At 67.8% G+C, this 23,430-nt stretch carries 21 protein-coding genes; 16 read left to right on the top strand and 5 right to left on the bottom strand.

What is annotated here, in order from left to right; all coding sequences use genetic code 11:
* A partial coding sequence (locus tag GXY47_14535) for an aspartate ammonia-lyase (GenBank protein NLV32361.1) occupies window positions 1-1,486 on the bottom strand: 1,486 nt, incomplete at its 3' end.
* A gap of 127 nt (window positions 1,487-1,613) precedes the next feature.
* Between GXY47_14535 and GXY47_14530 the strand changes: the two genes are divergently transcribed.
* Window positions 1,614-2,429 carry a tetratricopeptide repeat protein gene (locus GXY47_14530; protein ID NLV32360.1) on the top strand — a complete coding sequence of 272 codons (816 nt, stop codon included), beginning with the start codon at window positions 1,614-1,616 and terminating at the stop codon, window positions 2,427-2,429.
* A gap of 22 nt (window positions 2,430-2,451) precedes the next feature.
* Here the strand turns inward: GXY47_14530 and GXY47_14525 are convergent, their stop codons facing one another.
* Window positions 2,452-3,033, bottom strand: a complete 582-nt coding sequence (locus tag GXY47_14525; protein ID NLV32359.1) for an SIS domain-containing protein — start codon at window positions 3,031-3,033, stop codon at window positions 2,452-2,454.
* 130 nt (window positions 3,034-3,163) lie between these two features.
* Between GXY47_14525 and secA the strand changes: the two genes are divergently transcribed.
* The 13 genes from secA to GXY47_14460 all read left to right on the top strand — a co-directional run bounded on the left by secA (window position 3,164) and on the right by GXY47_14460 (window position 19,393).
* A complete protein-coding gene (gene secA, locus GXY47_14520) occupies window positions 3,164-5,842 on the top strand; it encodes a preprotein translocase subunit SecA (protein NLV32358.1) in 2,679 nt (892 codons plus the stop codon).
* A 37-nt stretch (window positions 5,843-5,879) separates the two neighbouring features.
* Complete coding sequence (gene guaB, locus GXY47_14515) at window positions 5,880-7,349, top strand: IMP dehydrogenase (protein NLV32357.1); 1,470 nt, start codon at window positions 5,880-5,882, stop codon at window positions 7,347-7,349.
* Window positions 7,350-7,566: 217 nt separating this feature from the next.
* Window positions 7,567-9,297: a type II secretion system ATPase GspE gene (gene gspE, locus GXY47_14510; protein NLV32356.1), complete on the top strand. Its 1,731-nt coding sequence runs from the start codon at window positions 7,567-7,569 to the stop codon at window positions 9,295-9,297.
* Window positions 9,298-9,344: 47 nt separating this feature from the next.
* Complete coding sequence (locus GXY47_14505) at window positions 9,345-10,565, top strand: type II secretion system F family protein (protein NLV32355.1); 1,221 nt, start codon at window positions 9,345-9,347, stop codon at window positions 10,563-10,565.
* Between the two features lie 36 nt (window positions 10,566-10,601).
* Entirely contained in the window at window positions 10,602-11,024 is a 423-nt protein-coding gene (gene gspG, locus GXY47_14500) for a type II secretion system major pseudopilin GspG (GenBank protein NLV32354.1), read from the top strand.
* Window positions 11,002-11,514, top strand: a complete 513-nt coding sequence (locus tag GXY47_14495) for a prepilin-type N-terminal cleavage/methylation domain-containing protein (GenBank protein NLV32353.1) — start codon at window positions 11,002-11,004, stop codon at window positions 11,512-11,514. Before gspG ends, GXY47_14495 begins: the two co-directional genes overlap by 23 nt.
* Entirely contained in the window at window positions 11,511-11,960 is a 450-nt protein-coding gene (locus GXY47_14490) for a prepilin-type N-terminal cleavage/methylation domain-containing protein (protein NLV32352.1), read from the top strand. Before GXY47_14495 ends, GXY47_14490 begins: the two co-directional genes overlap by 4 nt.
* Window positions 11,957-12,931 (top strand): prepilin-type N-terminal cleavage/methylation domain-containing protein, encoded by a 975-nt coding sequence (locus tag GXY47_14485; GenBank protein ID NLV32351.1) that lies wholly within the window; start codon window positions 11,957-11,959, stop codon window positions 12,929-12,931. The genes GXY47_14490 and GXY47_14485 overlap by 4 nt, the downstream gene beginning before the upstream one ends.
* Window positions 12,932-12,934: 3 nt before the next feature.
* Window positions 12,935-13,981: a general secretion pathway protein GspK gene (locus GXY47_14480; GenBank protein ID NLV32350.1), complete on the top strand. Its 1,047-nt coding sequence runs from the start codon at window positions 12,935-12,937 to the stop codon at window positions 13,979-13,981.
* A complete protein-coding gene (locus GXY47_14475) occupies window positions 13,978-15,381 on the top strand; it encodes a pilus assembly protein PilM (protein ID NLV32349.1) in 1,404 nt (467 codons plus the stop codon). Before GXY47_14480 ends, GXY47_14475 begins: the two co-directional genes overlap by 4 nt.
* Complete coding sequence (locus tag GXY47_14470; GenBank protein NLV32348.1) at window positions 15,378-16,016, top strand: hypothetical protein; 639 nt, start codon at window positions 15,378-15,380, stop codon at window positions 16,014-16,016. Before GXY47_14475 ends, GXY47_14470 begins: the two co-directional genes overlap by 4 nt.
* A gap of 9 nt (window positions 16,017-16,025) precedes the next feature.
* Window positions 16,026-16,871: a hypothetical protein gene (locus GXY47_14465; GenBank protein ID NLV32347.1), complete on the top strand. Its 846-nt coding sequence runs from the start codon at window positions 16,026-16,028 to the stop codon at window positions 16,869-16,871.
* A gap of 71 nt (window positions 16,872-16,942) precedes the next feature.
* Entirely contained in the window at window positions 16,943-19,393 is a 2,451-nt protein-coding gene (locus GXY47_14460; GenBank protein NLV32346.1) for a hypothetical protein, read from the top strand.
* A gap of 48 nt (window positions 19,394-19,441) precedes the next feature.
* Here GXY47_14460 and GXY47_14455 read toward each other — a convergent pair whose 3' ends face one another.
* Together GXY47_14455 and GXY47_14450 are read right to left on the bottom strand one after the other, a co-directional pair.
* A complete protein-coding gene (locus tag GXY47_14455) occupies window positions 19,442-19,858 on the bottom strand; it encodes a type II toxin-antitoxin system HicB family antitoxin (GenBank protein ID NLV32345.1) in 417 nt (138 codons plus the stop codon).
* On the bottom strand, window positions 19,855-20,049 hold the full coding sequence (locus GXY47_14450; GenBank protein ID NLV32344.1) for a type II toxin-antitoxin system HicA family toxin: 195 nt from the start codon (window positions 20,047-20,049) through the stop codon (window positions 19,855-19,857). The genes GXY47_14455 and GXY47_14450 overlap by 4 nt, the downstream gene beginning before the upstream one ends.
* A gap of 225 nt (window positions 20,050-20,274) precedes the next feature.
* Here GXY47_14450 and GXY47_14445 point away from each other — a divergent pair, with 225 nt between their 5' ends.
* On the top strand, window positions 20,275-21,069 hold the full coding sequence (locus GXY47_14445; GenBank protein NLV32343.1) for a MerR family transcriptional regulator: 795 nt from the start codon (window positions 20,275-20,277) through the stop codon (window positions 21,067-21,069).
* 28 nt (window positions 21,070-21,097) lie between these two features.
* Window positions 21,098-22,090 (top strand): zinc-dependent alcohol dehydrogenase family protein, encoded by a 993-nt coding sequence (locus tag GXY47_14440; protein NLV32342.1) that lies wholly within the window; start codon window positions 21,098-21,100, stop codon window positions 22,088-22,090.
* Window positions 22,091-22,110: 20 nt separating this feature from the next.
* On the opposite strand, the gene GXY47_14435 is transcribed toward GXY47_14440, so the two are convergent.
* Window positions 22,111-23,235, bottom strand: coding sequence for a methionine adenosyltransferase (locus GXY47_14435; protein NLV32341.1), 1,125 nt, complete (start codon window positions 23,233-23,235; stop codon window positions 22,111-22,113).
* Window positions 23,236-23,430 lie beyond the last annotated feature (195 nt).

The raw sequence follows: 23,430 nt of genomic DNA, 5'->3' as shown, positions 1-23,430 counted from the left end.
CGTTGCCGATGACCTTGAAGGCGATCTGGTTGACCACCTCCGGGATGACGGGGTTGACCTTGCCGGGCATGATCGACGAGCCGGGCTGCATCGGCGGGAGGTTGATCTCGTTGATCCCCGCCCGCGGGCCCGAGGAGAGCAGGCGCAGGTCGCTCGAGATCTTCGACAGCTTGATCGCCAGCCGCTTCACGGCGGACGAGTACATCACGAACGCGCCGGTGTCCTGCGTGGCCTCCACCAGGTTCTCGGCCAGGACGATGTCGAGGCCGGTGATCCGCGCGAGGTGGGCCGTCACCTTGTCCGCATAGCCCGGCTCCGAGTTGATGCCGGTGCCGATGGCCGTCGCCCCCATGTTCACTTCCAGGAAGAGCCGGGCGTTCTGCTCGAGGCGCTCCACCTCCTCCCCGAGCGTCACGGCGTAGGCCTCGAACTCCTGGCCCAGGGTCATGGGGACCGCGTCCTGCAGCTGGGTGCGCCCCATCTTGAGGACCCGGGAGAACTCCTCCCCTTTTTTCCCGAAGGCGTCCACCAGGGTCCCGAGCACCGCGACCAGCTTCCGGTTGGAATTGTAGAGGGCGATCTTGACCGCGGTAGGGTAGGCGTCGTTGGTCGACTGCGACAGGTTCACGTGGTTGTTCGGGTGGCAGTGGCCGTAGTCCCCCTTGTCGCGCCCCAGGAGTTCCAGGGCGCGGTTGGCTATCACCTCGTTGGCGTTCATGTTGGTCGAGGTGCCCGCGCCCCCCTGGATCATGTCGACCACGAACTGGTTGTGGTATTTTCCGTTCTGGATCTCGCGGCAGGCGGCGACGATGGCGTCGCGGAGTCCCTGCCCGAGCAGGCCCAGCTCGAAGTTCGCCTCGGCCGCCGCCTCCTTCACCATCGACAGCGCCTCGATCAGCGTGGGGAAGAAACTGAGCGTCACCCCCGAAATGTTGAAGTTCTCCACCGCCCGCAGAGTCTGGATGCCGTAAAACGCCTCCCGGGGCACCTCGCGGTCGCCGAGCAGGTCGTGTTCGATGCGCATGTTGCCCGACTCGTACTGCGCGGTGTAGCCGAGGATCCGGGTGTTGGCGTTGCGCATGCGCCGGGAAATGACGCGGGTGATGTTCGACAGGATCTTCAGCGTGGCCTCCGGGCTGGACCGGAAGAGGTCGCGGTGGATGTCCAGCAGCGTCGTCCGGCCCACCGCCCGGGCGGAGGTGGAATGGAGCGAATCCTCCTCCCAGACCCCCTCGCCGATGAAATCCCCCTTCCCGAACAGGGCCAGCCGCACCTCGATCCCGTAGGGGTCGTTTTTGAACAGCTCCACCTCACCCTCGTAGATGACGAAGATGTCCTCCCGCGGGCTGTTCTCGCCGAACAGGAGGTCGCCCGGCACGCACCGCTTTTCCCGGACGCCTGCGGCAACGTCGCGCAGCTCCTCGTCGGTGAGGTTTTTGAAAAGCTCGATCCCCTTGAGGAATCGGGAGATGTCCTCTTTTTCCATGACCGCCCCCCTTCCGCCGGTTTTCCTGGGTTTGATTGTACACCAGGCGGGGGGAAAAAGGGCGCCGTCGCCGGCGTCCCCGCGGGGGCCGCGATTTGCTACAATTAAAGAAGGACGGGAGGGCCGCATGCGCGCATCGGGCCGGGCCTACGGGATGGTGCTCCTCTTCGGGCTGCTTGCGGCCCTGTGGGGAAGCGCCTGCGCCCCCCGCGTGGTCCGGGTCCCCGTGTCGGAAGAGGACGCGCAGCGCGCCCGGCTGGCCCTCAGGGAGGGGGACCTGGCTTTCGGGCGGCAGGACTACTACGCCGCCCTGATCCGCTATCTCGAGGGCTCCAAATACAACCCCAACGACGAGGTGATCGCCAACCGGCTCGGGATCGCCTACGCCAAACTCGGGTTTTACGACCGGGCGGAGAAAGCGCTCCGGCGCGCCGTGCAGCTCGACCCCGAATTCGCCCACGGGTACAACAACCTCGGTTCCATCTACTTTCTCAAGGACAAGCTGGGAAGGGCCGAGCGGCACCTCAAGAAGGCCATCCGGCTCGACGGCCGGGAGCCCTCGTTCTACATCAACCTCGGGAACCTCTACCTGGAGAAAAACCAGGTCCCCAGGGCGATGGAGCAGTGGGCAAGGGCGCTCGAACTGGACCCCCTCGCGCTTTCCGGCGGCAGCGCCGTGAGCCTCTCGAGGGGGGGGCGCACCACACCCGGGGAGCGGGCGTTCGCGCTGGCCCGCCTTTACGCCCGGGAGGGGAACAGGGAGCTGGCGCTCCGGCATCTGCGCCAGGCGGTCGCGCTCGGGTTTTCGGACGCCGACGCCATCCGGGGGGAACCGGACCTGGAGCCGCTGAGGGGGGACCCCCGTTTCGCGGAGTTCCTGGGAAACCTCGATATGCTGATTCGGCTCCAGGACGGGGGGGACATCGAGGCCGGCCCCCGGTAGCCTCGAGGAATGCCGCCGGGCGTCAGCCCCGGGCCTCCGGGGCGAGGGCGTCCTCGGTGAGCTGGCACAGGAGGTGCCCGATCAGGATATGCACCTCCTGGACCCGGGCCGGAACCGGGTGCGGCACGTTGAGGTGATAGCGGACCCGGGAGCCGAGAGCGCCCCCGCCGCCGCCGGTCAGGCCGACGGTCACCAGCCCCATCTCGAGGGCCGCGTCCACCGCCGCGAGCACGTCGGGCGAGCGGCCGCTGGTGGAGAGCGCCACGGCGACGTCCCCCGCCCGCCCCAGGGCCCGCAGCTGCCGGGCGAACACCTGCTCGAACCCGTAGTCGTTCCCCACCGCGGTCACGATGGCGGGATCGGTGCCCAGGGCGAGGGCCGGAAGCGGCGGGCGCTCCCGGCGGAAGCGGCCGACCCACTCGGCCGCCAGGTGCTGCGCGTCGGCCGCGCTGCCGCCGTTACCGAAGAGCATCACCTTGTTTCCCGCCGCGAAGGCGCGCGCGATCTCCCCGGCCACCTGGGCGACCAGGTCCGCGCGGTCGCGGAAAAAGGATTTTTGAAGTTCGAGGCTGTCGGCCACGGCCGCCCTGATGGTATCGATCATGCCTCAAACATCCGTCACTCCTCGCGCCCCTGTCAAGCCCAAACCCGCCCCCCGCCCTCCCGGGGCGCATTGACTCGCCTGCCGCTATCTGATAGATTGCACGATTTATACCCTCTGGAGAGTGTCTCCAATGTTCAGTTCGATCCTCACCAAAATCGTCGGCAGCAAAAACGACCGGGACCTGAAGGAGATAGCCCCCATCGTCGGGCGCATCAACGCGCTCGAACCGGAGATGGCCGCCCGGTCGGACGGGGAGCTCCGGGAGCTGACCCCCCGGTTCCGGGAGCGGCTCGGCGCGGGGGAGACGCTGGACGACCTGCTCCCCGAGGCGTTCGCCGCCGTACGGGAGGTGTCCAGGCGGACGCTCGCCATGCGCCATTTCGACGTGCAGCTCGTCGGCGGCGTCGTACTCCACCGCGGCAAGATCGCCGAGATGAAGACGGGGGAGGGAAAGACCCTGGTGGCCACCCTGCCGGCCTACCTGAACGCGCTGGAGGGGAAAGGGGTCCACATCGTCACCGTCAACGACTACCTCGCCGGGCGCGACTCCGAGTGGATGGGGAAGATCTACCGCGCCCTCGGCCTGACGGTCGACTGCATCCGGCACCCCCTCACCGACCAGGAGCGCAAGACGGCCTACGCCGCCGACATCACCTACGGCACGAACAACGAGCTGGGCTTCGACTACCTGCGCGACAACATGAAGTACGACCTGTCGGACTGCGTCCAGCGCGGGTTCCACTACGCCATCGTCGACGAGGTCGACTCCATCCTCATCGACGAGGCGCGGACGCCGCTGATCATCTCGGGGCCGGCCGAGGAGTCGACCGACAAGTACTTCAAGGTGGACCGCATCGTCCCCAGGCTCCAGCGCGACATCGACTTCCAGATCGACGAAAAGGCCCGCACGGTCAACCTGACCGAGGAGGGGGTGGAGAAGGCCGAGAAGCTGCTGGCGGTGGGGAACCTCTTCGAACCGCAGAACATGGACTGGGTCCACCACACCTACCAGGCCCTGAAGGCCCATCTCCTTTTCAAGCGCGACGTCGACTACATGGTCAAGGACGGCGAAGTCGTCATCGTGGACGAATTCACCGGCCGGCTGATGCCGGGGCGCCGCTACAGCGACGGGCTGCACCAGGCGCTGGAGGCCAAGGAAAACGTCAAGATCGAGCGCGAGAACCAGACCCTGGCCACCATCACCTTCCAGAACTACTTCCGGATGTACAAGAAGCTGGCGGGAATGACGGGGACCGCGGAGACCGAGGCGGCGGAGTTCTACAAGATCTACAAGCTCGAGGTCAACGTCATCCCGACCAACCGGCCCCTCATCCGCGAGGAATACCGCGACGTCGTCTACCGGACCGAGCGCGAGAAGTACAACGCCGTCGTCGAGGAGATCAAGGAGCTGTACGGGAAGGGGCGCCCGGTGCTCGTAGGCACCATCTCCATCGAGAAGTCGGAGAAGCTGAGCTCCCTGCTGAAGAGGCAGTCGATCCCCCACGTCGTCCTCAACGCCAAGTACCACGCCAAGGAGGCCGAGATCGTCGCGCAGGCCGGCCGCAGGAAGGCGGTGACGATCGCCACCAACATGGCCGGCCGCGGGACCGACATCCTGCTCGGGGGGAACCCCGAATTCCTCACCCTGCAGTCGTTGCGGGAGAAGGGGAAGGACCCGGCCCAGGTCCCGCCCGAGGAGATCGAGACGATCCGGCGGCACTGGGACGAGGTTTGCCCCCGGGAACGGGAGGAGGTCCTCGGGGTGGGGGGGCTGCACATCCTCGGCACCGAGCGGCACGAGTCGCGCCGCATCGACAACCAGCTGCGCGGCCGTTCGGGGCGGCAGGGGGACCCCGGGACCTCCCGCTTCTACCTCTCGCTCGAAGACGACCTCATGCGCATCTTCGCCAGCGACCGCATCTCGGGCATCATGCAGTCGCTCGGGATGGAGGAGGGGGTCCCGATCGAGAGCAAGCTCATCACGCGCCAGATCGAGCGGGCCCAGAAGCAGGTGGAGGCGCGCAACTTCGAGATCCGCAAGCACCTGCTCGAGTACGACGACGTGATGAACAAGCAGCGGGAGGCCATCTACGCCATCCGCCGCGACCTGCTCGAAGGGGTGGACCAGCGGGACTACATCCTGCAGCTCGCCCAGGACATCCTCGTGGACATGCTCGACGGTTTCGCCCCGCGCGAAAAGCCTCCCGACACCTGGGACCTGGAGGGGTTGCGCGTCGCGGTGGGGAACCAGTTCGGCCTGAACATGAACGAGCTGGGGATCGACCTCCGCCAGGCGGCCTACGAGGCCCTGGCCGGCGCTCTCACCGACAGGGTCCGCTCCCTGTACGAGGAGAAGGAGAAGCGCCTGGGGCCGGAGTACCTGCGGTTCCAGGAGCGGATGATCATGCTGCAGGTGCTCGACATGCAGTGGAAGGACCACCTCTGGTCCCTCGACCACCTCAAGGAGGGGATCGGGCTGCGGGGGTACGGGCAGCGCGACCCGCTGATCGAGTACAAGAAGGAGAGCTTCAACATGTTCGAGGCGCTCCGGACGAGGATCGAGGAGGAGACCATCCGCTTCCTCTACCTTTTCGAGCCGATCAGCCGGGAGGAGCACGACGCCCGGGAGCGGGAGCGCGCGGAGGCGCGCCGCCGGCTCGAGCAGGAGCAGAAACAGCAGAACCTGGTCTACAGCGCCGGGACCGACGCCCCCGTGGTCTCCGCCAGGAGGGAGATGGCCAAGGTGGGGCGCAACGACCCCTGCCCCTGCGGGAGCGGCAAGAAGTACAAAAAGTGTCATGGTGCGTAGCTGTCCGTAACTTCATTACCTACAAGCCGGTGAGCCTATGGTTAAAGAAATCGAGATCAAGGAAGCCCTTACGTTCGACGATGTCCTGCTGGAGCCCGCCTACAGCGACCTCCTCCCCTCGGAGGTGGAGATTTCCACCCTCCTGACCCGGAACATCCGCCTGAACATCCCGCTCCTGAGCGCGGCCATGGACACGGTGACCGATTCCCGGATGGCCATCGCCATGGCCCAGCAGGGGGGGATCGGCGTCATCCACAAGAACATGACGATCGAAAAGCAGGCGGAGGAGGTGGACCGGGTCAAGCGCTCCGAGAGCGGGATGATCGTCAACCCCATCACCATGTCCCCCGACCAGAAGATCCACGAAGCGGTCGAGGCGATGAAGCACTACAAGATCTCGGGGCTCCCCATCACCTCCAGCGGCAAGCTCGTCGGCATCCTGACCAACCGCGACCTGCGCTTCGAGACCCGCCTCAACATCAAGATCTCCGAACTGATGACCAAGGAAAACCTCATCACCGTCCCGGTGGGGACGACGCTGGAGGAGGCCGAGAGCATCCTGCACCGCCACCGGGTTGAGAAGCTCCCGGTCGTGGACAGCAAGTACCGGCTCAAGGGGCTGATCACGGTGAAGGACATCCAGAAGAAGATCGCCTACCCGAACGCGTGCAAGGACAAGCTGGGACGGCTGCGCGTCGGCGCCGGCATCGGCGCCACCGGCGACTTCATGGACCGGGCCGCGGCGCTGGGCAAGGCGGGGGTGGACGTCCTCTTCATCGACACCGCCCACGGCCATTCCGCCCGCGTCATCGAGGCCGCCCGGCAGGTCAAGAAACGGCTGCCCGACATCGACCTCGTCGCCGGCAACGTCGCCACCGCCGAGGGGACCGCCGCCCTCATCAAGGCCGGGGTGGACGCCGTGAAGGTGGGGATGGGCCCCGGTTCGATCTGCACCACCCGCGTCGTCAGCGGCGCCGGGGTGCCGCAGATCACGGCCATCATGGAATGCTCCCGGGCGGCCCACAAATCGGGGGTCCCCATCATCGCCGACGGGGGGATCAAGTTCTCGGGCGACATCTCCAAGGCGCTGGCCGCCGGGGGGGATTCCGTGATGATCGGCTCCCTCTTCGCGGGGACCGACGAAAGCCCCGGCGAGGCGGTCCTGTACCAGAACCGCAGCTACAAGGTCTACCGCGGCATGGGTTCGCTCGAAGCCATGAAGGCGGGGAGCCGCGACCGCTACGGCCAGGAGGGGGCGTTCTTCGAGGGGAAGCTGGTTCCGGAGGGGATCGAGGGGATGGTCCCGTTCAAGGGGAGCGTGGAGGTCATGATCCCCCAGCTGACCGGCGGGCTGCGCGCGGGGATGGGATACTGCGGCTGCCGCAGCATCGAGGACCTTCAGAAAAAGGCCCGGTTCATCCGCATCACCTCCTTCGGTCTCCGGGAAAGCCACGTCCACGACGTGCTGGTGACCAAGGAAGCGCCGAACTACCGCACCGAGCTGTAAGGGAGCGCCCCGGGACCGGAAGGAGATAACTTCGCTGGCGCCCGGCGCCCCTGCGGATGTATGCTTGGGGACGATGCGATCCCCCGACCGTGTCGGTCCCCCGGGATCCGCATGCGGCCGCGCCCGTCCGCAGGCCCCGGGATCCGGCCGGGATCCGAGCGGCGACGGGGAAGAGCGCGGCGACGGCCATCTCCGGCATCAGAACGGGTGACTATCGGTGAGCATCAGGATCGAAACTCTCAAATCAAAGAACCTCATCGGGCAGGTTTTCCTGGAACGCGGCCTCATCGACGCGGAGGAACTGCGGACGGCCCTCGGGCTGCAGGCGGAATCGCGTGAAAAACTGGGCAAGCTCCTGGTCGATCTCGGCTACGTTTCCGAGAAGGACTGCCTCGCCGTGGTGAGCGAACAGATCGGCGTCCCCGCGGTCTCCGCCGCCGACTACCCGAAGGTGCCGGTGCTCGACGGGGTGCTCGCCTTCCGGTTCATGAAGCAGTGCCGCTTCGTCCCGGTCGGCCTGGAAAACGGCTGCCTGGCCCTGTCGATGGCCGACCCGCTCGACGGCGCGACCCTCGACGCCGTCCGGCAGGCGACGGGATACGAGCTGCGGCCGCTGCTGGGGGCCGAGAGCGAGATCCTGGACGCGCTCGAGAACTACTACGGGTCCTCCGCCAGCACCCTGGGGAGGATCATCGAGGGGATCGACGAGGGGGAGATCGAAAACCTCTCCGACGAGATCGACGACATCGAGCAGCTGAAGGACCTGGCGAGCGAGGCCCCCGTCATCCGGCTGGTCAACCTGCTGATCTCCCGGGCGATCGAGAGCCGCGCCAGCGACATCCACATCGAGCCGTTCGAAAAGGACCTCAAGGTGCGCTACCGGATCGACGGTATCCTCCACGACGTCGAATCCCCGCCGAAAAAGCTGAAGGCCGCCGTCATCAGCCGGATCAAGATCATGGCCCGGCTCAACATCGCCGAGCGGCGGCTCCCCCAGGACGGCAGGATCAAGCTCAAGGTTCTCGGGAAGGAGATCGACCTGCGCGTCTCCACCCTCCCCACCCTCTACGGGGAGAGCGTGGTGATGCGCATCCTCGACAAGAGCAACACCGACCTGTACGACATCCGCCGGCTCGGCTTCCCCGAGGACGCCCTCCACGCGTTCGAGGCCCTCATCCGCCGCCCGCACGGGATCTTCCTGGTGACGGGGCCGACCGGGAGCGGCAAGACCACGACCCTGTACAGTGCGCTCTCCACCATCAACCTCCCCGACAAGAAGATCATCACCATCGAGGACCCGATCGAATACCAGATCGAGGGGGTGAACCAGATCCACGTGAACCCGCAGATCGGGCTGACCTTCGGCGCCGGCCTGCGCCACATCGTGCGCCAGGACCCCGACGTCATCATGGTCGGGGAGATCCGCGACCTGGAGACGGCCGAGATCGCCATCCGGGCGGCGCTGACGGGGCACCTGGTCTTCTCGACCCTGCACACCAACGACGCGCCGAGCGCCATCACCCGCCTGATCGACATGGGGGCGGAGGATTACCTGATCGCCTCCTCCCTCCTGGGCGTGCTGGCGCAGCGCCTGGTGCGCGTCATCTGCCCCCACTGCAGGACCGAGATCCACCCGGTGCCCGAGGTGCTGGAGGAGATCGGGTTCCGCCCGGGCGGCGTCCCGGGGGTGCCCGACCGCTTCTACGAGGGGCGCGGGTGCGAACGCTGCAGCAACACCGGTTTCATCGGCCGGATGGGGATCTACGAGCTGATGGAGATCAGCGACGAGATCCGCAAGATGACGATCGGGAAGGCGGACGCCGGCCAGATCCGGAAGAAGGCGCTCGAAAACGGCATGCGGTCGCTCCGGGAGGACGGCTGGCTCAAGGTGCGCCGCGGGATCACGAGCATCGCCGAGGTGCTCCGCGTCACCCAGGAGGAAGCATGACCTTCCGGCCCGCCGCCCCCGCGGCCGGCCCGTAAGCAGGGGGATCTATGCCGGCATACAGCTACCGCGCCAGCACGATGGAGGGGAAGATCGTCGAGGGCTCCATGGAGGCCGCCGACGACGGGAGCGTCGCCCTGAAGCTCCAGGAGATGGGAATGCTCCCCATCCGCATCGGGGCCGCGACGCGCCCATCGGTCCTGGCGCGCGAGGTGGAATGGCCCTGGAAAACGCGCCGCCTCCGTTCCAGGGACCTGCTCCTGTTCACCTCCGAGCTCCGCACCCTCGTCCACGCGGGGTTCCCCCTCGACCGCAGCCTGGCCATCCTCGGCCAGCTCGCCGAGAGCCCGGCCATGGCCGAGGTGATCCAGGGGGTGCTCCGGGAGGTCAAGGGGGGGAGATCGTTCTCGGAAGGGCTGGCCCGGCACCCGGAAGTGTTCCCGAAGGTGTACGTCAGCATGGTGAAGGCGGGGGAAACCGGGGGGGCGCTCGACGAAATCCTCGCCCGGCTGGCCGACTACCTGGAATCGGGGGCGGAACTCCGCTCCTACATCCTCGGCGCCATGATCTACCCCGCGCTCCTGTCGGCGGTGGGGCTGGTGAGCGTGACCATCCTGACCCTCTTCGTGGTCCCCCGGTTCGCCGGCATCTTCCGGGACATGGGGGTGCCCCCCCCGCTGCCGCTGGCCATCCTCGGCGGCCTGGGGAACCTGGTCTCCGGATACTGGTGGGTGGGGGTGCTCGCGGCCGTCGCCTCCGTCTGGTGGCTGCGGAAGTTCCGAGCCGGCGAGGAGGGGCGGACCCGGTGGGACCGCCGGCTGCTCAGGATCCCCCTGGTCGGCACCGTGCTCCGCAAGATGGAGGTGGCCCGCTTCTCCCGCACCCTGGGGACCCTGCTCCACGGCGGGGTGCCGCTGCTGCAGGCGATGACCATAGTGCGCGACGTCGTCGGCAACCGGAGCATCGCCAGGATGATCGACCCGATCCGCAACGGCATCAAGAAGGGTGAAGGAATCGCCCAGCCGATGAAGCAGAGCGGCGTCTTCCCCCCCCTGGCCATGCACCTCGTGGAGGTGGGGGAGGAATCGGGGAAGCTGGACGCCATGCTCGTCGAGGTCGCCAACGTCTACGACGTCGACGTCCGCACGAGCATCAAGCGAATCATCTCGTTCTTCGAACCGGCGCTCATCCTGCTGATGGGCCTCATCATCGGGACCATCGTGGTCTCCATGCTGCTGGCCATTTTCAGCATCAACGACATTCCTTTGTGACGCCGCGCCGGGCGAGGCAACGACAGGGAGGGTGACATGCGGGGAAGAGTGAAGAGGCCGGGACCGGAATCGGGGTGGTCCCTCATCGAGCTGATCGTCGTCCTGGTGATCCTCGGCCTGCTGGCCGCGGTGGTGGGGCCGAAAGTGTACGACAAGCTGGCCAAGAGCAAGGACCAGATCGCCATCATCCAGATCAACGAGCTGGAGCAGGCGCTGAACCTGTTCGCCTTCGAAATCGGCCGCTTCCCCGACACGGGCGAGGGGCTGCAGGCCCTGGTGCAGAACCCGGGCGGCATAGACACCTGGAAGGGCCCCTACCTGACCAAGGGGGTGCCCCGGGACCCCTGGGACCGCCCGTACACCTACCGCAGCCCGGGCCTGCACGGCGATTTCGATCTCTTCTCCTTCGGAGCGGACGGGGCTGAAGGAACCGACGATGACATCACCAGCTGGAAATAGGCCGGGGAACGGGGACGAGGGGGAGCGGGGGTTCACCCTGATCGAGCTCATCGTGGTGCTCGTCATCCTGGCGGCGGCGATGGCCGTCTCCTACCCCTCCTTCACCCGGGGGTCGGCGGCCGTGGCGCTGCGCGCCTCGGCGCGCGACGTCCTCAACACCTTCCGGCACGCGCGGGAGAAGGCCGTCACCGAGCAGATCGGCCTCCGCCTCGCCATCGACCGGGAGAGGGGGGAACTGGTCCTCGCGGACTCCGCGGGGAGGGAGGCGGGCCGCTACACCCTCCCCGGGGAGGTCGCCATCGAACGCCTGGCGCTCGGGGAGCGGGAGATCCATGACGGGGGGATGGTCGTGCGCTTCATGCCCAACGGGAGTTTCGAGGGGGCCCAGGTCGTGCTGCGGTCGCGCACCGGGTCGCGCCTGCGCATCGTCTCCGATCCCGCGCGCGGAGGGGCCCGCATCGAGACCGGCCCCCTGGAGGCCTTCCCATGAACCGCCGGACGCGCGGCGCCGAGGGGTTCACCCTGCTCGAAGTCGTGGTGACGCTGACGGTCCTGGCCGTCGGGGTGTCGCTGACCCTGTCGCTGATTTCGGGCTCGCTGGGAAACATCCGCAAGGTGCAGTCCCGCGCCCGCGTCGTGGAGCATGCGCGGACCGTCATGGAACTGGCGCTGCTCGACGGGAACATCCGGGCGGCGACGGCGTTTACGGGCGATTTCGAGGACGGCACCCGCTGGTCGGTCCAGGTGGAGGAGTACCTGCCCGAGCTGCCCGAGGGGACGGACGCCGCGGCGCTCGAGCGCCTGGGGTCGCGCCTCCTGCGCTACCGGGTGGAGATGTTCCCCCCCGGGTCGGGGACCCCCGATTTCGGGCTCGAAACCCTCAAGCTGGTGTCCACCGCCGGGGAGAGCCTCCCCGCCGGACCGGAGCCGCAGTGAAAGAGATGAAGGAAGAGCGATCGGAAGGGACACGCACCGAATCGGGCTTCACGCTGCTGGAGCTCATCGTCGCCCTCACGCTCGTGGCCCTGATGGCCGCGGCGCTGTGGGCCGCCTTCAGCATCAGCCTCCGCTCCTGGTCCACGGGCACCGCCCGGATCGAGGCCGGCCAGGCGCACCGGTATCTCCTCGACACCACCCGGAAGCAGATAGCGTCCGCCTACCCCCTCCAGGCGCAGGCGACCGGCACGCAGTCGACCGGCCCGCAGCCGGCCGCCCCTTCCCCGGTGTTTTACGGGACGAGCGAGGGGCTCATGTTCGTGAGCCTCAGCTCGCGCCGCTTTTTCGAGAGCCCCGGGCTGACGCTCGCCGCCTACCGGGCGGTGCCGGACGACGGCGGGACGGTGGCCCTCGTCGCCGGGGAGAGGCGCTATACCGGGGGGGAGGTCGATCCGGAGGCGCCGCCGGAGGGGAGTGCGCTCTTCAACGGCCTCGCCGAGTGCGTGTTCGAATATTTCGACCCCGGCCGGGAGGGGGACGAGGCCCGGTGGGTGCCCGAGTGGGACGGGAGCGCGTCGGGGACCCTTCCCGCGGCCGTCCGCCTGACGCTGGTGTCCCCCGGAGCAGGGAGCGGGGGAGCCGGGCGGCAGATGGTGATCCCCATCCGCGCCCGTGACACCCTCACGGCCTCTTCCGTCCTGAACCCCTTCGCCGCGGGGGGCCGGGGGGCGCGGGGCCGGCCTCGCGGCGCGACGGAAGGCGGTCCGCAGGGTGGGATGCGGGGCGGGCCGCGGGGCAGAATGCCGGAGGGGATGCCGGAAGGGATCCGGGGCGGGCCGCGGGGCAGATTCCCGGAGGGGATGCCGGAGGGGATCCGGGGCGGGCCGCGGGGCAGATTCCCGGAGGGGATGCCGGAGGGGATGCCCGACGGGAGACGGGGCGGAAGGCGCGGCATGGGAGGACGGCCATAAGCCATGAAGGAGACCCTTTGGACCCCATCGATCCCGGGCTTCGACCCGGGCGGCCGCGCCCGCTCGCAGGGGGGCGTCATCCTGATCGGGCTCCTCTGGATCCTGACGGCGCTCGGGGTGATCGCCCTGAGTTTCGCCCGGGAGAGCTTCGTGGAAGTGACCGCCGCGCGCAACGCGCAGTCGCTGGAACGATCGGGCTTCGTGGCCAGGGCCGGGATCGAAACCGCCGTTTACCGCCTGCTGGCGAAACGGCTCGACCGCTCGGTGCGGCAGGCGGCCACCGCGGCGCTCCCCGACCCGATCGACGCGGGGATCCTCAAGGGGGCCTTCGCCGGCGGGGTCTACGAGGTGGAGATCCAGGACGAATCGGGCAAGCTCAACGTCAACACGGTATCCGAAGCCCAGCTCGCCGCCCTGATCGAGGCGGCCGGAATCCCCCAGCCGGACTCCGGCATCATCCTGGAATCGATCCTGGACTGGAGGGACCAGGACACCGCGCACCGGACCAACGGGGCCGAAGACGACTATTACCAGGCCCTCGACCCCCCCTACGGGGCGAAAAACGGGAGGATCGACACGACCGAGGAGCTCCTGCTGGTGCGCGGCGTCACCCCGGAATATTTCTACGGCCGCTACGAGCAGGGGCCGGACGGCGCCACCGTGGTCCGCTTCGGCCTGGCGCGGCTTCTGACCGTCTATTCCACGCGCAGCCAGGTGAACGTCAACTACGCCCCCCTGCCGGTGCTCCTGTCCATCCCGGGGATGCCTGAGGATGCGGCCCGGGCGATCTACGAACAGCGGAAGATCAGCCCTTTCAGGGATTTGGCCGAGATGCGGAGCGCCATCCCCTTTCCGGTCGGGACCTGGGGCTCCCAGCTCACGACGGCCCAGACCGGCGTCTTCACCCTCACGGCGGCGGCGCGTGAAGAAAATAGTAAGGCGCGCAGGGTCATCCGCACTATAATCAGTCTCAGCCCGGGAGCGACCGAACCTTACCAGACCCTGTACTGGAACGAAAACGTCTCTGATTACGAAAGCACGGCGCCATGATCTACCTGAAGACCGGCATAGGAATCGAGCCGCGGGGAAACGACCTGCTGATCGCCTCGCTCGAGGGGAACTTTTCCGGGGGGACCTTCACCCATTTCGCCCGCATCGCCGATTACGCCACCCGCCCCGCCGACGAGGTGCGGCGCGAGATCCAGCGGTTCTTCCGTGAGAGCGGGATCGGCAGGGACAACATCGTGCTGGGGATTCCGCGCCGGGAGGTGCTGCTGCGGGAGATCGACCTCCCCGCCGAGGTAAGGGACGACCTCCGCCAGGTCCTCTCCTACCAGGTCCAGTCCTATGCGCCGACCGACGAGGAAAGCTACTATTTCGACCACCTCCCGCTCGACGACGGCGCCCGCGCCGGGAAGATCACCGTGATGCTGGTCATGGTCCGCAAAAGCGTGGTGGACGGCTACCTCCGCCTGCTGGCGGGCTTCGAACTCCACCCCGCGGTGGTGATCCCGGCTTCGATGGGGCTCGCCAACCTCTTCCTGGCCGGTACGAAGGGGGCGGACCACAAGACCTGCCTCCTGGCCGATTGCGGGACCCGAAGCCTGGAGATCCTGGCGCTGCGCGGCGGGAAACTCGTCCACAGCCGGGAAGCGCCCGGGGGGGACGGCCGGAGCCGGGGAGACCTGCTGGTGGACGAGGTCTCCGAAGCCCTGTCCAGGATGCGGCTCGGCCCCGGGGACACCATCGACCGGGTCGTCCTGACCGGGGAATCCTCCGCCGCGCTCCGCGAGGAGATCCGGGCCCGCATCCCGGACAGCGAACTGCTCGAGGAATCGCTCCGGATTTCCGCCCCTCTCGAAACCCGGAGCCACCTCCGGGAGGCCGCCGCGACGCTGGGGCTGGCCCATACCGGCAGCGCGGGCAGCCCGGCGCTCCGGGTCAACCTTCTCCCCCCGGAGATCCGGCTCCGGAGGATGCGCTGGGCCCACATCCCGGCGGCCGTCCTCGGGGGCGTCATCCTCCTCCTGCTGGCGGCCCTGGCCCTGCGGCCGATGGTGCAGAACCGGGTACTCTCCTCCGCGCTCGACAGGGAGATCGAAGCTCTCCGGGAACCGGTGGGCCGGGTGCAGGCGCTCCAACGGGAAGCGGAGGAGCTGGAGCGGAAGGCCGGGGCCATGGAAGCCCTCCTTTCCTCCCGGAACCGGAACCTCGAGATTTTGCAGCAGCTGACCCTGGGTCTCCCCTCCGACACCTTCCTGACCAGTTACAGCAACCGCGACGGCACCATTCAGCTGGTGGGGCTCAGCGGGTCCTCCTCGGAGCTGATCCCCCTGCTGGAAAGGTCCCCGCTCCTGCGCGATGTCGCCCAGAAGGGAACGATCTACCGCGACACGCAGACGGGGAGAGACCGATTCACCTTCGAGGCGAAACTGGAGAACGCACCGTGAAGCTGACCGTCAGAGAAAAAAGGTACCTCCTCGCCGGCGCCGCCATCGCCATCGCGATCGGCCTCTTTTACGTCTTCTCCTCCCTGGTGCCGAACCGCGAGAGGCTCGCCGGGGAGGTGGAACTCAAGAAGCGGACGCTCGCCGCGCAGCGCGAGGTCCTCCTCGGCGAGGAAACCTCGCGGCGGCTGGTACAGCAGCACGGCCGGCGCCTCGCGCAGTTGCGGACGCGCCTCCTTCCCGGCGACAACTCGAGCGTGGCGAGCGCCGAACTGCAGCAGGCGCTGAAAAACTTCGCGGACCAGAGCGGGGTGGAGATCATCCAGAAGAACACCCTCCCCGAGCGGGCGCTCGCCGACAGCCCCGATATCACCCGGGTGTCGGTCCGCATCGAGACGCGGTGCGACCTCGAGGAGCTGGTGAACTTTTTGACCGCCATCGAAAATTACGATACGTTTCTCAAGGTCGAGGAGCTGGTGATCAACAGCTTTCGCAATCAGCGGAGATACGAGATCCGGCCCAGCCTGACCGTCACGGGCTACATCGGCACCCGGAGCCCGGCGCCGGCGGAACTTACCGCCGCGTCCGCCCCTCTTCTCGCCTCCCCCGCTCCCCCGGCCCCGGGGCCGGGGCGATAGGAACCGAGTATGGCTAAAAGGTGGATCGCGATCAATGTGCTGTTGATGGCCCTGGCGCTGCTGCTCGGCTGGCAGCTCCGGGCCTCGTTCCTCCGCTTCCTCGCCGACCACGACCCGGCCGGGATCCAGCCCGCCGCGCAGGGCAGGCCGGAGGCGCGGGCGCAGGCGGCGGTCACGCCGGAACCGGAGGGTGCGCCCAGTCCCGCCGATTTCGCCGTGATCCCCGAAAGGACCGTTTTTTCCGACACCCGCGGCCTCGAGGAGTCGCAGGAGGCCGCCTCCCCGGCGACGCTGCAGATGCAGCAGAAGCCGATCCTGGTAGGGGTCACCATCGCGGGGGACCTGCGCCGGGCCCTCATCTATGATCCCGGGACGCCCGCCCGCGAGGGGAGACGCGCCGAGTCGAAGCGGATCGGGGATGTCTACCGCGGGTACCGGATCACGGAGATCGAGCCCGGCCACATCGTGCTCGAAAACGGCGCGCGCCGGGAGATCATCCCCCTGCACGAGGGTTCGAAGGGGACCCAGGCGGGGAAGACCCCGATCCTGTCCACCCGCGTCGTCTCCTTCGGGAGCGGCGGCGCCACGGGCGGCGCCCCGATCACGGTGCAGACCGCGGGGGGCGGGGCCCCTGCAAGGACGGCCGCCCCCCCGGCCGCGGCGCCGGCGCCCCAGACCCGGACGCAGACGATCGCCCTGCCGGGAGCGGTCGCGGGGCGGCCGGCGGTCGTGCCGCCGCAGGAGCCGGGCACCCCGCAGGAGCCGGCGCAGCCTCCGGCGCCGCCGCCGGGCCCGGGGGGGAGCCGCGTCATCCGGACCCCGTTCGGCGACATCGTCCGGCCGGAGAGGAACTGACCGGCGGACGTCCCGGAACGGACGCCGTACTGAATGTGCATGGAGACGCTCTCAGAGAGAGGAAAGCTTAAATGGCCACACGCATCGGGAGATCCTGGAGTTTCACGGTTGTTATCTGCGCGTCGCTGATCCTGGGCGCCCTCCATTCCGCGGGCTGGGCGGTGCAGGAACCGGGCCGCCCCCCCACGACGGAAAGCCAGCGCAGGGAGGCGATCGAGCGCCTGCGCCAGCAGATGCAGCGGACCCGGCCGGCGGCGGCCGAGACCCCCGCGGCCCCCGCCGCAGCGGCCCCCGTCGAGACCGCCCCCCCCAGCCCGCCCTCGGCTCCGGTGCCCGAGGCCTCGAGGATCCGTTACTCGGGGGGCCAGAAGGTCACGCTCAATTTCGACAACCTCCCCCTCTACGATTTCGTCAACCAGGTGGGCGCCATCCTCGGGCTGACGCCCATCGTGATCGATTCGGACGTCCGGGGGAACGTGAACCTCGTGAGCGCCTCCCCGATGGCGCGGGAGGATATCTTCCCCCTCTTCAACCTGATCCTCAAGAGCAAGAACGCGGCCCTCATCGAGCAGAGGGGAATCTACCAGATCGTCCCCATTTCCTCGGCCCTGAAAAGCGGCGTCGACATCATCGAACAGCTCCCGGAGCCCGCACCCGCGGAAGCGCCCGAGGCGCAGCCCGACGCCTCCGGCGCCCCCGGGGCGATCCTGGCGGTTCCCCCGGCCGCGCCGGGGGCCGAAGGCTCCGGCCCACGGCTGATGACGCACGTCATCCGCGCCGAGTTCGTGCCGGTCAAGGACCTGATCGAACCGATCAAGCTCTTCATGACCGAAGGGGGCGTGATCATGCCCTACGAGCGGCTGAACATGCTGATCATGACCGACTACTCCGACAGCGCCGCGAAGGTGCTCCAGATCATCCGGATGCTCGACAGCAGCTACCTCGACCCCGACCTGGTGGAACTGGTCAAGGTCGAAAACAACTCCTCGGCGGACGTGGCGGAGGACCTCGCCAAGATCTTCGGGAGCGGCGGCAAGGATGAGGCCACGGGGATCTCCTTCGCCTCGCTCGACCGCATGAACACCATCTTCGTCATGGCCAGCACCAGGAGGGGGCTGGAGGAGGTCAAGCGCTGGATCCGGGAGCTGGACGCCACCTCGGGGAAGAAATTCCAGACCTTCGTCTACGTCGTCCAGAATTCGACCGCCTCCAACATCGCCATGATGGTCGCGGCCCTGTTCGGCGGCGAGGAATCGTCCTCGGTCGAGATGTCCCAGCCGGCGGCCGGGACGACGCAGCAGCAGGGGGCCCAGGGGTTCGGGTCCTCCTCCTCCAGGCAGAGCGCGTTCGGGTCCTCCTCAAACCTGACCGGAAGCCAGGGTTCCCTGACCGGCGGCCAGGGCTTCGGCTCCGGGGGGTACGACGACGGGTACATGGGGAGCGGCTCCTTCGGGAGCTCCCAGAGGCTCGGCCCCCAGCTCAACGTCTCGCGCTCGATCACGTCCCAGATCCTGCGGGGGGGCACCTTCAGCGGGCTCCAGGACATCGTCCGCCTGGTGGTCGACGACATCAACAACTCCCTCATCATCCAGTCCACCCCCGCCGACTACGCCTACATCTCCGAAACCATCAAGAAAATGGACGTGCTCCCGCGCCAGGCCATCATCGACGCCCGGATCTTCGAGGTCGATCTGACCGACGATTTGAGCTTCGGGGTGAACGCCGAGCTGCAGGCCCGCACCGAGGGGAACCTGACGACGGGCGGCATCAGCCCCACCTCGGGCAAGCTGTCGGCCAACACCTTCGCCTTCGTCGGCAACTCGCGCCAGATCATGCTCGCGCTGGAGGCCCTGCGCACCAAGACCCGGGTAAAGATCCTGGAGGCCCCGTCCGTGCTCGCGCTCGACGGCACCCAGGCGAGCATCATCGTGGGGAGCGAGATCCCCTACCCGGCCGGGAGCTTCACCACCACCTCGGGGAGCACCACCAACGTCCAGTACCGCGACACCGGCATTTCGCTCATCGTCGTCCCCCGCATCTCGGCCTCCGGGTCGGTGACCCTGGACATCACCCAGGAGGTCAGCAGCATCGGCGCCGGCGTGGAGTTCGGCGACGGCCAGACGGCCCCCACCTTCTCCAAGACCAACGTCATGACGACCCTCTCGGTCAAGGACGGGGAGACGGTGGCCATCGCCGGACTCATCCGCGACAAGAACGACGTGTCGCGCGGCGGGATCCCCTTCCTCTCCGACATCCCCATCCTCGGCAGCCTCTTCGGCGCCACCGTCCGGAAGAACCACCGCACGGAGCTCATCATCCTGATCACGCCCCACGTCATCCGCACCGTCGAACGGTTCCAGGAGATGACGCAGGAACTGAAGGATTCCCTGCGCAACGTGCGCAAGCTGGCGGACGAGAAGGAGGAGGAGCAGGTGCGTGACATCCGGGAGGCGCGCGAGGAGCGCTACGAGAAGGAACAGAAGCGGATCAAGAAGATCAAGCCCGCCCGGGAAGAGGACTGATCCCTCACGGAAGCGCCGCCTCTCCGGCGGCGCTTCCGGCCGCGCCCGTCATGCGATTTTCAGCACCGGCTCGAGTCCCGGATCGATGGCCTTCAGGAGTTCCTCAAGCTTCGCCACCGTGGGACGGCTCCTCCCCTGTTCGTAGCGCGCGTAGGCATTGGGGGATTTCTGCCCCAGCCGCCGCGCGACTTCAGCCAGGGTAAGATGGTGGGCCTCCCTCTGCCTCCGCAGCATCAGCGCGATCCACTCCGACTCCCGATCCGACCCGACGGTGAAACTCCCATCCCCGCGCGGGTACACGCTCACTTTGAACCCCTTCCGGCCCACCAGCTCCTCGATGGCGTCCGCAATCATGCGGAAGGCGTCCGCCTTCGTGCTGCCCTGCGTCATCACGTCCAGGATGGGGACCTCGACCAGCCAGTGCCGGGTCCCCCGTTCCTTCCAGACCCGCCCCTCGAATTTCACGCCTGACCCCCCCCGCCCGGAAAAGCTTTGGCCTTCCGGATGATTTTTGATGCCAGCCGCTCCTCAATCTCACGGTGCCTGGGAACCGGCTCGGTCATTTCGCCGTTCGTCCATATCTCGTGACCACCGCCCTCGCGCAGCAGGCGCCATCCCAGCGCTTTCAGCATCGATTCCAGATCGCGCTTTTTCACCTTCCGCCTTTACACCTATATGTGTACACCAAAAAACGGGGGATTTCAAATCCTTCGAATGCATTGTTTCGCCCGACCGTCGTCCGTTTCCTCCTTCTTCCTTTTTCCCGGGCGGCCCCGGCGAGAGGAATGGATCATTTTCACCGAGGCGGCAAAATGATATAAAGAATGTGTGAAAAGGCGATCCCGCCGACTCCGCGAGACCAAGCCCTGGGCAGGATGCGTATGAGCGTGATTGTTTCGTTTCCCGGCGGCGGCGCGTCGAAAAAGCTCGAGCGCGTGCAGTCGACCTACACCGTGCGCGAGATCAGCCGCCAGTTCGGGCTGAGCGAGCATTTCATCCGGCGCTGGACGCGCGAGGGGATGGTGCGGGCGGCCGAGCCCGACGAGACGGGGGAACTGCGCTTCGATTTCCACGCCCTCACCCGCTTCCGCCGCGCGCGCGAACTGCGCAGCCGCGGCCTGAGCATGCGCCAGATCGAGGCGGAACTGAACGGCCAGCTCAACCTCTTCCCCGAAAGGGGGGGGATGCTGATCCCGCTCCCGGTCCGGATGAGCCCCTTCGAGGAGGCGCTGATCCTGCACGAGCAGAACGACCCGCGCGCGCCCGCGATGTACCGGCGCGCCATCGAGGAGGGGGAGTGCGTGGCGGACGCCTACTGCAACCTGGGGATCATGGCGTACGAGAAGAACAACATCCCCAGGGCGTTCGACCATTTCACCCGCTCCCTGCAGCACGACGCGCGCCATTTCGAGTCCCATTTCAACCTGGGCCACATCTACTTCGAGGCGGGGGACCTCCGGCTGGCCCGCCTGCATTACGACTTCGCCGCGGCGATCGAGCCGTGCAGCGCGGGCGCCCATTTCAACCTGGGCCTCATCGACGCCATGGAGGGGGACACGCCCGCCGCCATCGCCTCGCTCCACCGGGCCCGGCGCTACGCGACCGAGGAGGAACTCGTGCAGATCGAGGAGACGCTCGCCGGGCTGCAGAAGAACGACGGTCCGCGCACCGAGTGAGGCATTGCCGATGGACATCCCCGAGACCATGAAGGCGATGGTGCTGGAGGCCCCCGGCCTCGGCCTGCGCCCCGCCCGGGTCCCGGTCCCCCGCCCCGGCCCCGGCGGCCTGCTGGTCCGGGTGCGGGCCTGCGGGGTCTGCCGGACCGACCTGCACCTGGTGGACGGCGAACTGCCCGAACCGAAGCTCCCCGTCATCCCCGGGCACGAGATCGTCGGCACCGTCGTCGCCGCCGGCCGGGATGCGGGCCCCTTCAGGATCGGGGACCGCGTCGGCGTCCCCTGGCTCGGGCGCACCTGCCGGCGCTGCCGCTTCTGCCGCTCGGGGCGGGAGAATCTCTGCGACGCGCCGGGGTTCACCGGCTACACCCTCGACGGCGGGTACGCCGAGTACGCGGCCGCCGAGGCGCGCTACTGTTTTGCGATCCCCGAAGGGTACGGCGACGCGGACGCCGCACCGCTGCTCTGCGCGGGCCTGATCGGCTACCGGACCTACACCATGGCGGGGGAAGGGGCGGAAACGATCGGGATCTACGGCTTCGGGGGGGCGGCCCATATCGTCACCCAGGTCGCCGCCTGGCAGGGGAGGCGGGTCTACGCCTTCACCCGCCCCGGCGACGTGCGCGCGCAGCAGTTCGCGCTCCGGCTGGGGGCGGTGTGGGCGGGGAGTTCGCTGGAAGCGCCGCCGGAACCGCTCGACGCCGCCCTGATTTTCGCCCCGGTGGGGCCGCTGCTGCCGGCGGCGCTCGCGGCCGTCGTCAAGGGGGGGACCGTCGTCTGCGGGGGGATCTACATGAGCGACATCCCCGCCTTCCCCTACGCGCTGCTGTGGGAGGAGCGGGTGGTGCGCTCGGTGGCCAACCTCACACGCCGCGACGGCGAGGAGTTTTTCGCCCTCGCCCCGAAGGTGCCGGTGGTGACGGAGGTGGAGACCTTCCCGCTCGAAGAGGCCAACGAGGCGCTGGCCCGGCTGCGCGACGGCCGCCTCGACGGGGCGGCCGTCCTTACCCTGCAGGTATGACTTTTCTTCCTAAACCCTGATTATTCTTCCCAGGGCAGGCCCGCCTTGCCGAAATGACCGTAATTCGTCGTCTTCCGGTAGATCGGGCGCAGCAGCTGGAAGCGTTCGATGATGGCCACCGGCCGGAAATCGAGCGTCTTCACGTACTCGGCCGCGGCGATGTCGTCGCCGGTCCCGAAGGTGTCGACCTTGACCGAGAGGGGCCGGGCCATCCCGATGCCGTAGGAGATCTGGATCTCGGCGCGGCGCGCCATCCCCTGCCGGATAATCTGCCGGGCGATGTAGCGGCAGAAGTAGGCGCCGCTGCGGTCGACCTTCGAGGGGTCCTTTCCGCTGAAGGCGCCGCCGCCGTGCCGTCCCGCCCCGCCGTAGGTGTCCACGATGATCTTGCGCCCGGTCACGCCGGCGTCGGCCGAGGGCCCGCCCAGGATGAAGCTCCCCGTGGGGTTCACGTGGAAGCGGATGTCCTTTGAGAACCACTCGCCCAGGATCCGCGGGGCGAGGTCTTCCTTCACGTAGGCGATGATCCCCTCCCTGGAAATGGAGGGGTTGTGCTGCGGCGAGACGATGACGTCGGTGATGGCCACCGGCCTGTCGTTCTCGTAGCGGATCGAAACCTGGGTCTTGCCGTCGGGGCGCAGCCAGGCGCATTTCCCGCTGTGGCGGTCTTCGGCCAGGCCCCGGGCCAGGCGGTGGGCCAGGAGGATCGGCAGGGGCATCAGTTCGGGGGACTCGTCGGCCGCATACCCGAACATGATCCCCTGGTCCCCCGCGCCCTGGTCCGCTTCCAGGTTGGTATCGACGTCGACCCCCTGGGAAATCTCCGGCGACTGCCGGGTCACGTACTGCTGGACCTTGAGGCCGTCGGCATTGAACGGGGTCGACGGGTCGAGGTAGCCGATTTCGCGCACGGCCTGCCGGGCGACCGCCTCGTGGTCCACCCGGGCGGACGAGGTGATCTCCCCAGCGACGATGACGAGGTCTTCCTTGCAAAGGACTTCACAGGCGACCCGGCTTTTCGGATCCTTTTCGAGATAGGCGTCCAGGACCGAATCGGCGATGTAGTCGCACACCTTGTCCGGATGCCCCTCTGTCACAGACTCAGAGGTGAAAATGTAGGAACCGTTCGTTCGGGTCGTGGCCATAAACACTCCTTTTCGCAAAATAACCCACCTATTTTCTACTATTCCAGGCGCAAGTCAAGGGTGGACACGAACGCCCGGAAACGGAACAAGGAATCCTTGTTCATTATCAAGATCGGAAATTCCGGCGAATCGCCCCCCGCCGCGCCGCCGGTTGCGGTAGAATCCACGGGAGCACCGGATCGGGGTTTCCATGCG

This window comes from Acidobacteriota bacterium (genome assembly GCA_012729555.1).
In the GTDB taxonomy this organism is placed as follows: Bacteria; Acidobacteriota; UBA6911; order UBA6911; family UBA6911; genus UBA6911.
This window is presented reverse-complemented; position numbering and strand designations above follow the sequence as displayed.

Coding starts and splice junctions, on each gene's coding strand:
- GXY47_14530 (NLV32360.1), top strand. CDS start 1,614: ATGCGCGCATCGGGCCGGGCCTACGGGATGGTGCTCCTCTTCGGGCTG.
- GXY47_14525 (NLV32359.1), bottom strand. CDS start 3,033: ATGATCGATACCATCAGGGCGGCCGTGGCCGACAGCCTCGAACTTCAA.
- secA (NLV32358.1), top strand. CDS start 3,164: ATGTTCAGTTCGATCCTCACCAAAATCGTCGGCAGCAAAAACGACCGG.
- guaB (NLV32357.1), top strand. CDS start 5,880: ATGGTTAAAGAAATCGAGATCAAGGAAGCCCTTACGTTCGACGATGTC.
- GXY47_14505 (NLV32355.1), top strand. CDS start 9,345: ATGCCGGCATACAGCTACCGCGCCAGCACGATGGAGGGGAAGATCGTC.
- gspG (NLV32354.1), top strand. CDS start 10,602: ATGCGGGGAAGAGTGAAGAGGCCGGGACCGGAATCGGGGTGGTCCCTC.
- GXY47_14495 (NLV32353.1), top strand. CDS start 11,002: ATGACATCACCAGCTGGAAATAGGCCGGGGAACGGGGACGAGGGGGAG.
- GXY47_14490 (NLV32352.1), top strand. CDS start 11,511: ATGAACCGCCGGACGCGCGGCGCCGAGGGGTTCACCCTGCTCGAAGTC.
- GXY47_14480 (NLV32350.1), top strand. CDS start 12,935: ATGAAGGAGACCCTTTGGACCCCATCGATCCCGGGCTTCGACCCGGGC.
- GXY47_14475 (NLV32349.1), top strand. CDS start 13,978: ATGATCTACCTGAAGACCGGCATAGGAATCGAGCCGCGGGGAAACGAC.
- GXY47_14465 (NLV32347.1), top strand. CDS start 16,026: ATGGCTAAAAGGTGGATCGCGATCAATGTGCTGTTGATGGCCCTGGCG.
- GXY47_14460 (NLV32346.1), top strand. CDS start 16,943: ATGGCCACACGCATCGGGAGATCCTGGAGTTTCACGGTTGTTATCTGC.
- GXY47_14445 (NLV32343.1), top strand. CDS start 20,275: ATGAGCGTGATTGTTTCGTTTCCCGGCGGCGGCGCGTCGAAAAAGCTC.
- GXY47_14440 (NLV32342.1), top strand. CDS start 21,098: ATGAAGGCGATGGTGCTGGAGGCCCCCGGCCTCGGCCTGCGCCCCGCC.
- GXY47_14435 (NLV32341.1), bottom strand. CDS start 23,235: ATGGCCACGACCCGAACGAACGGTTCCTACATTTTCACCTCTGAGTCT.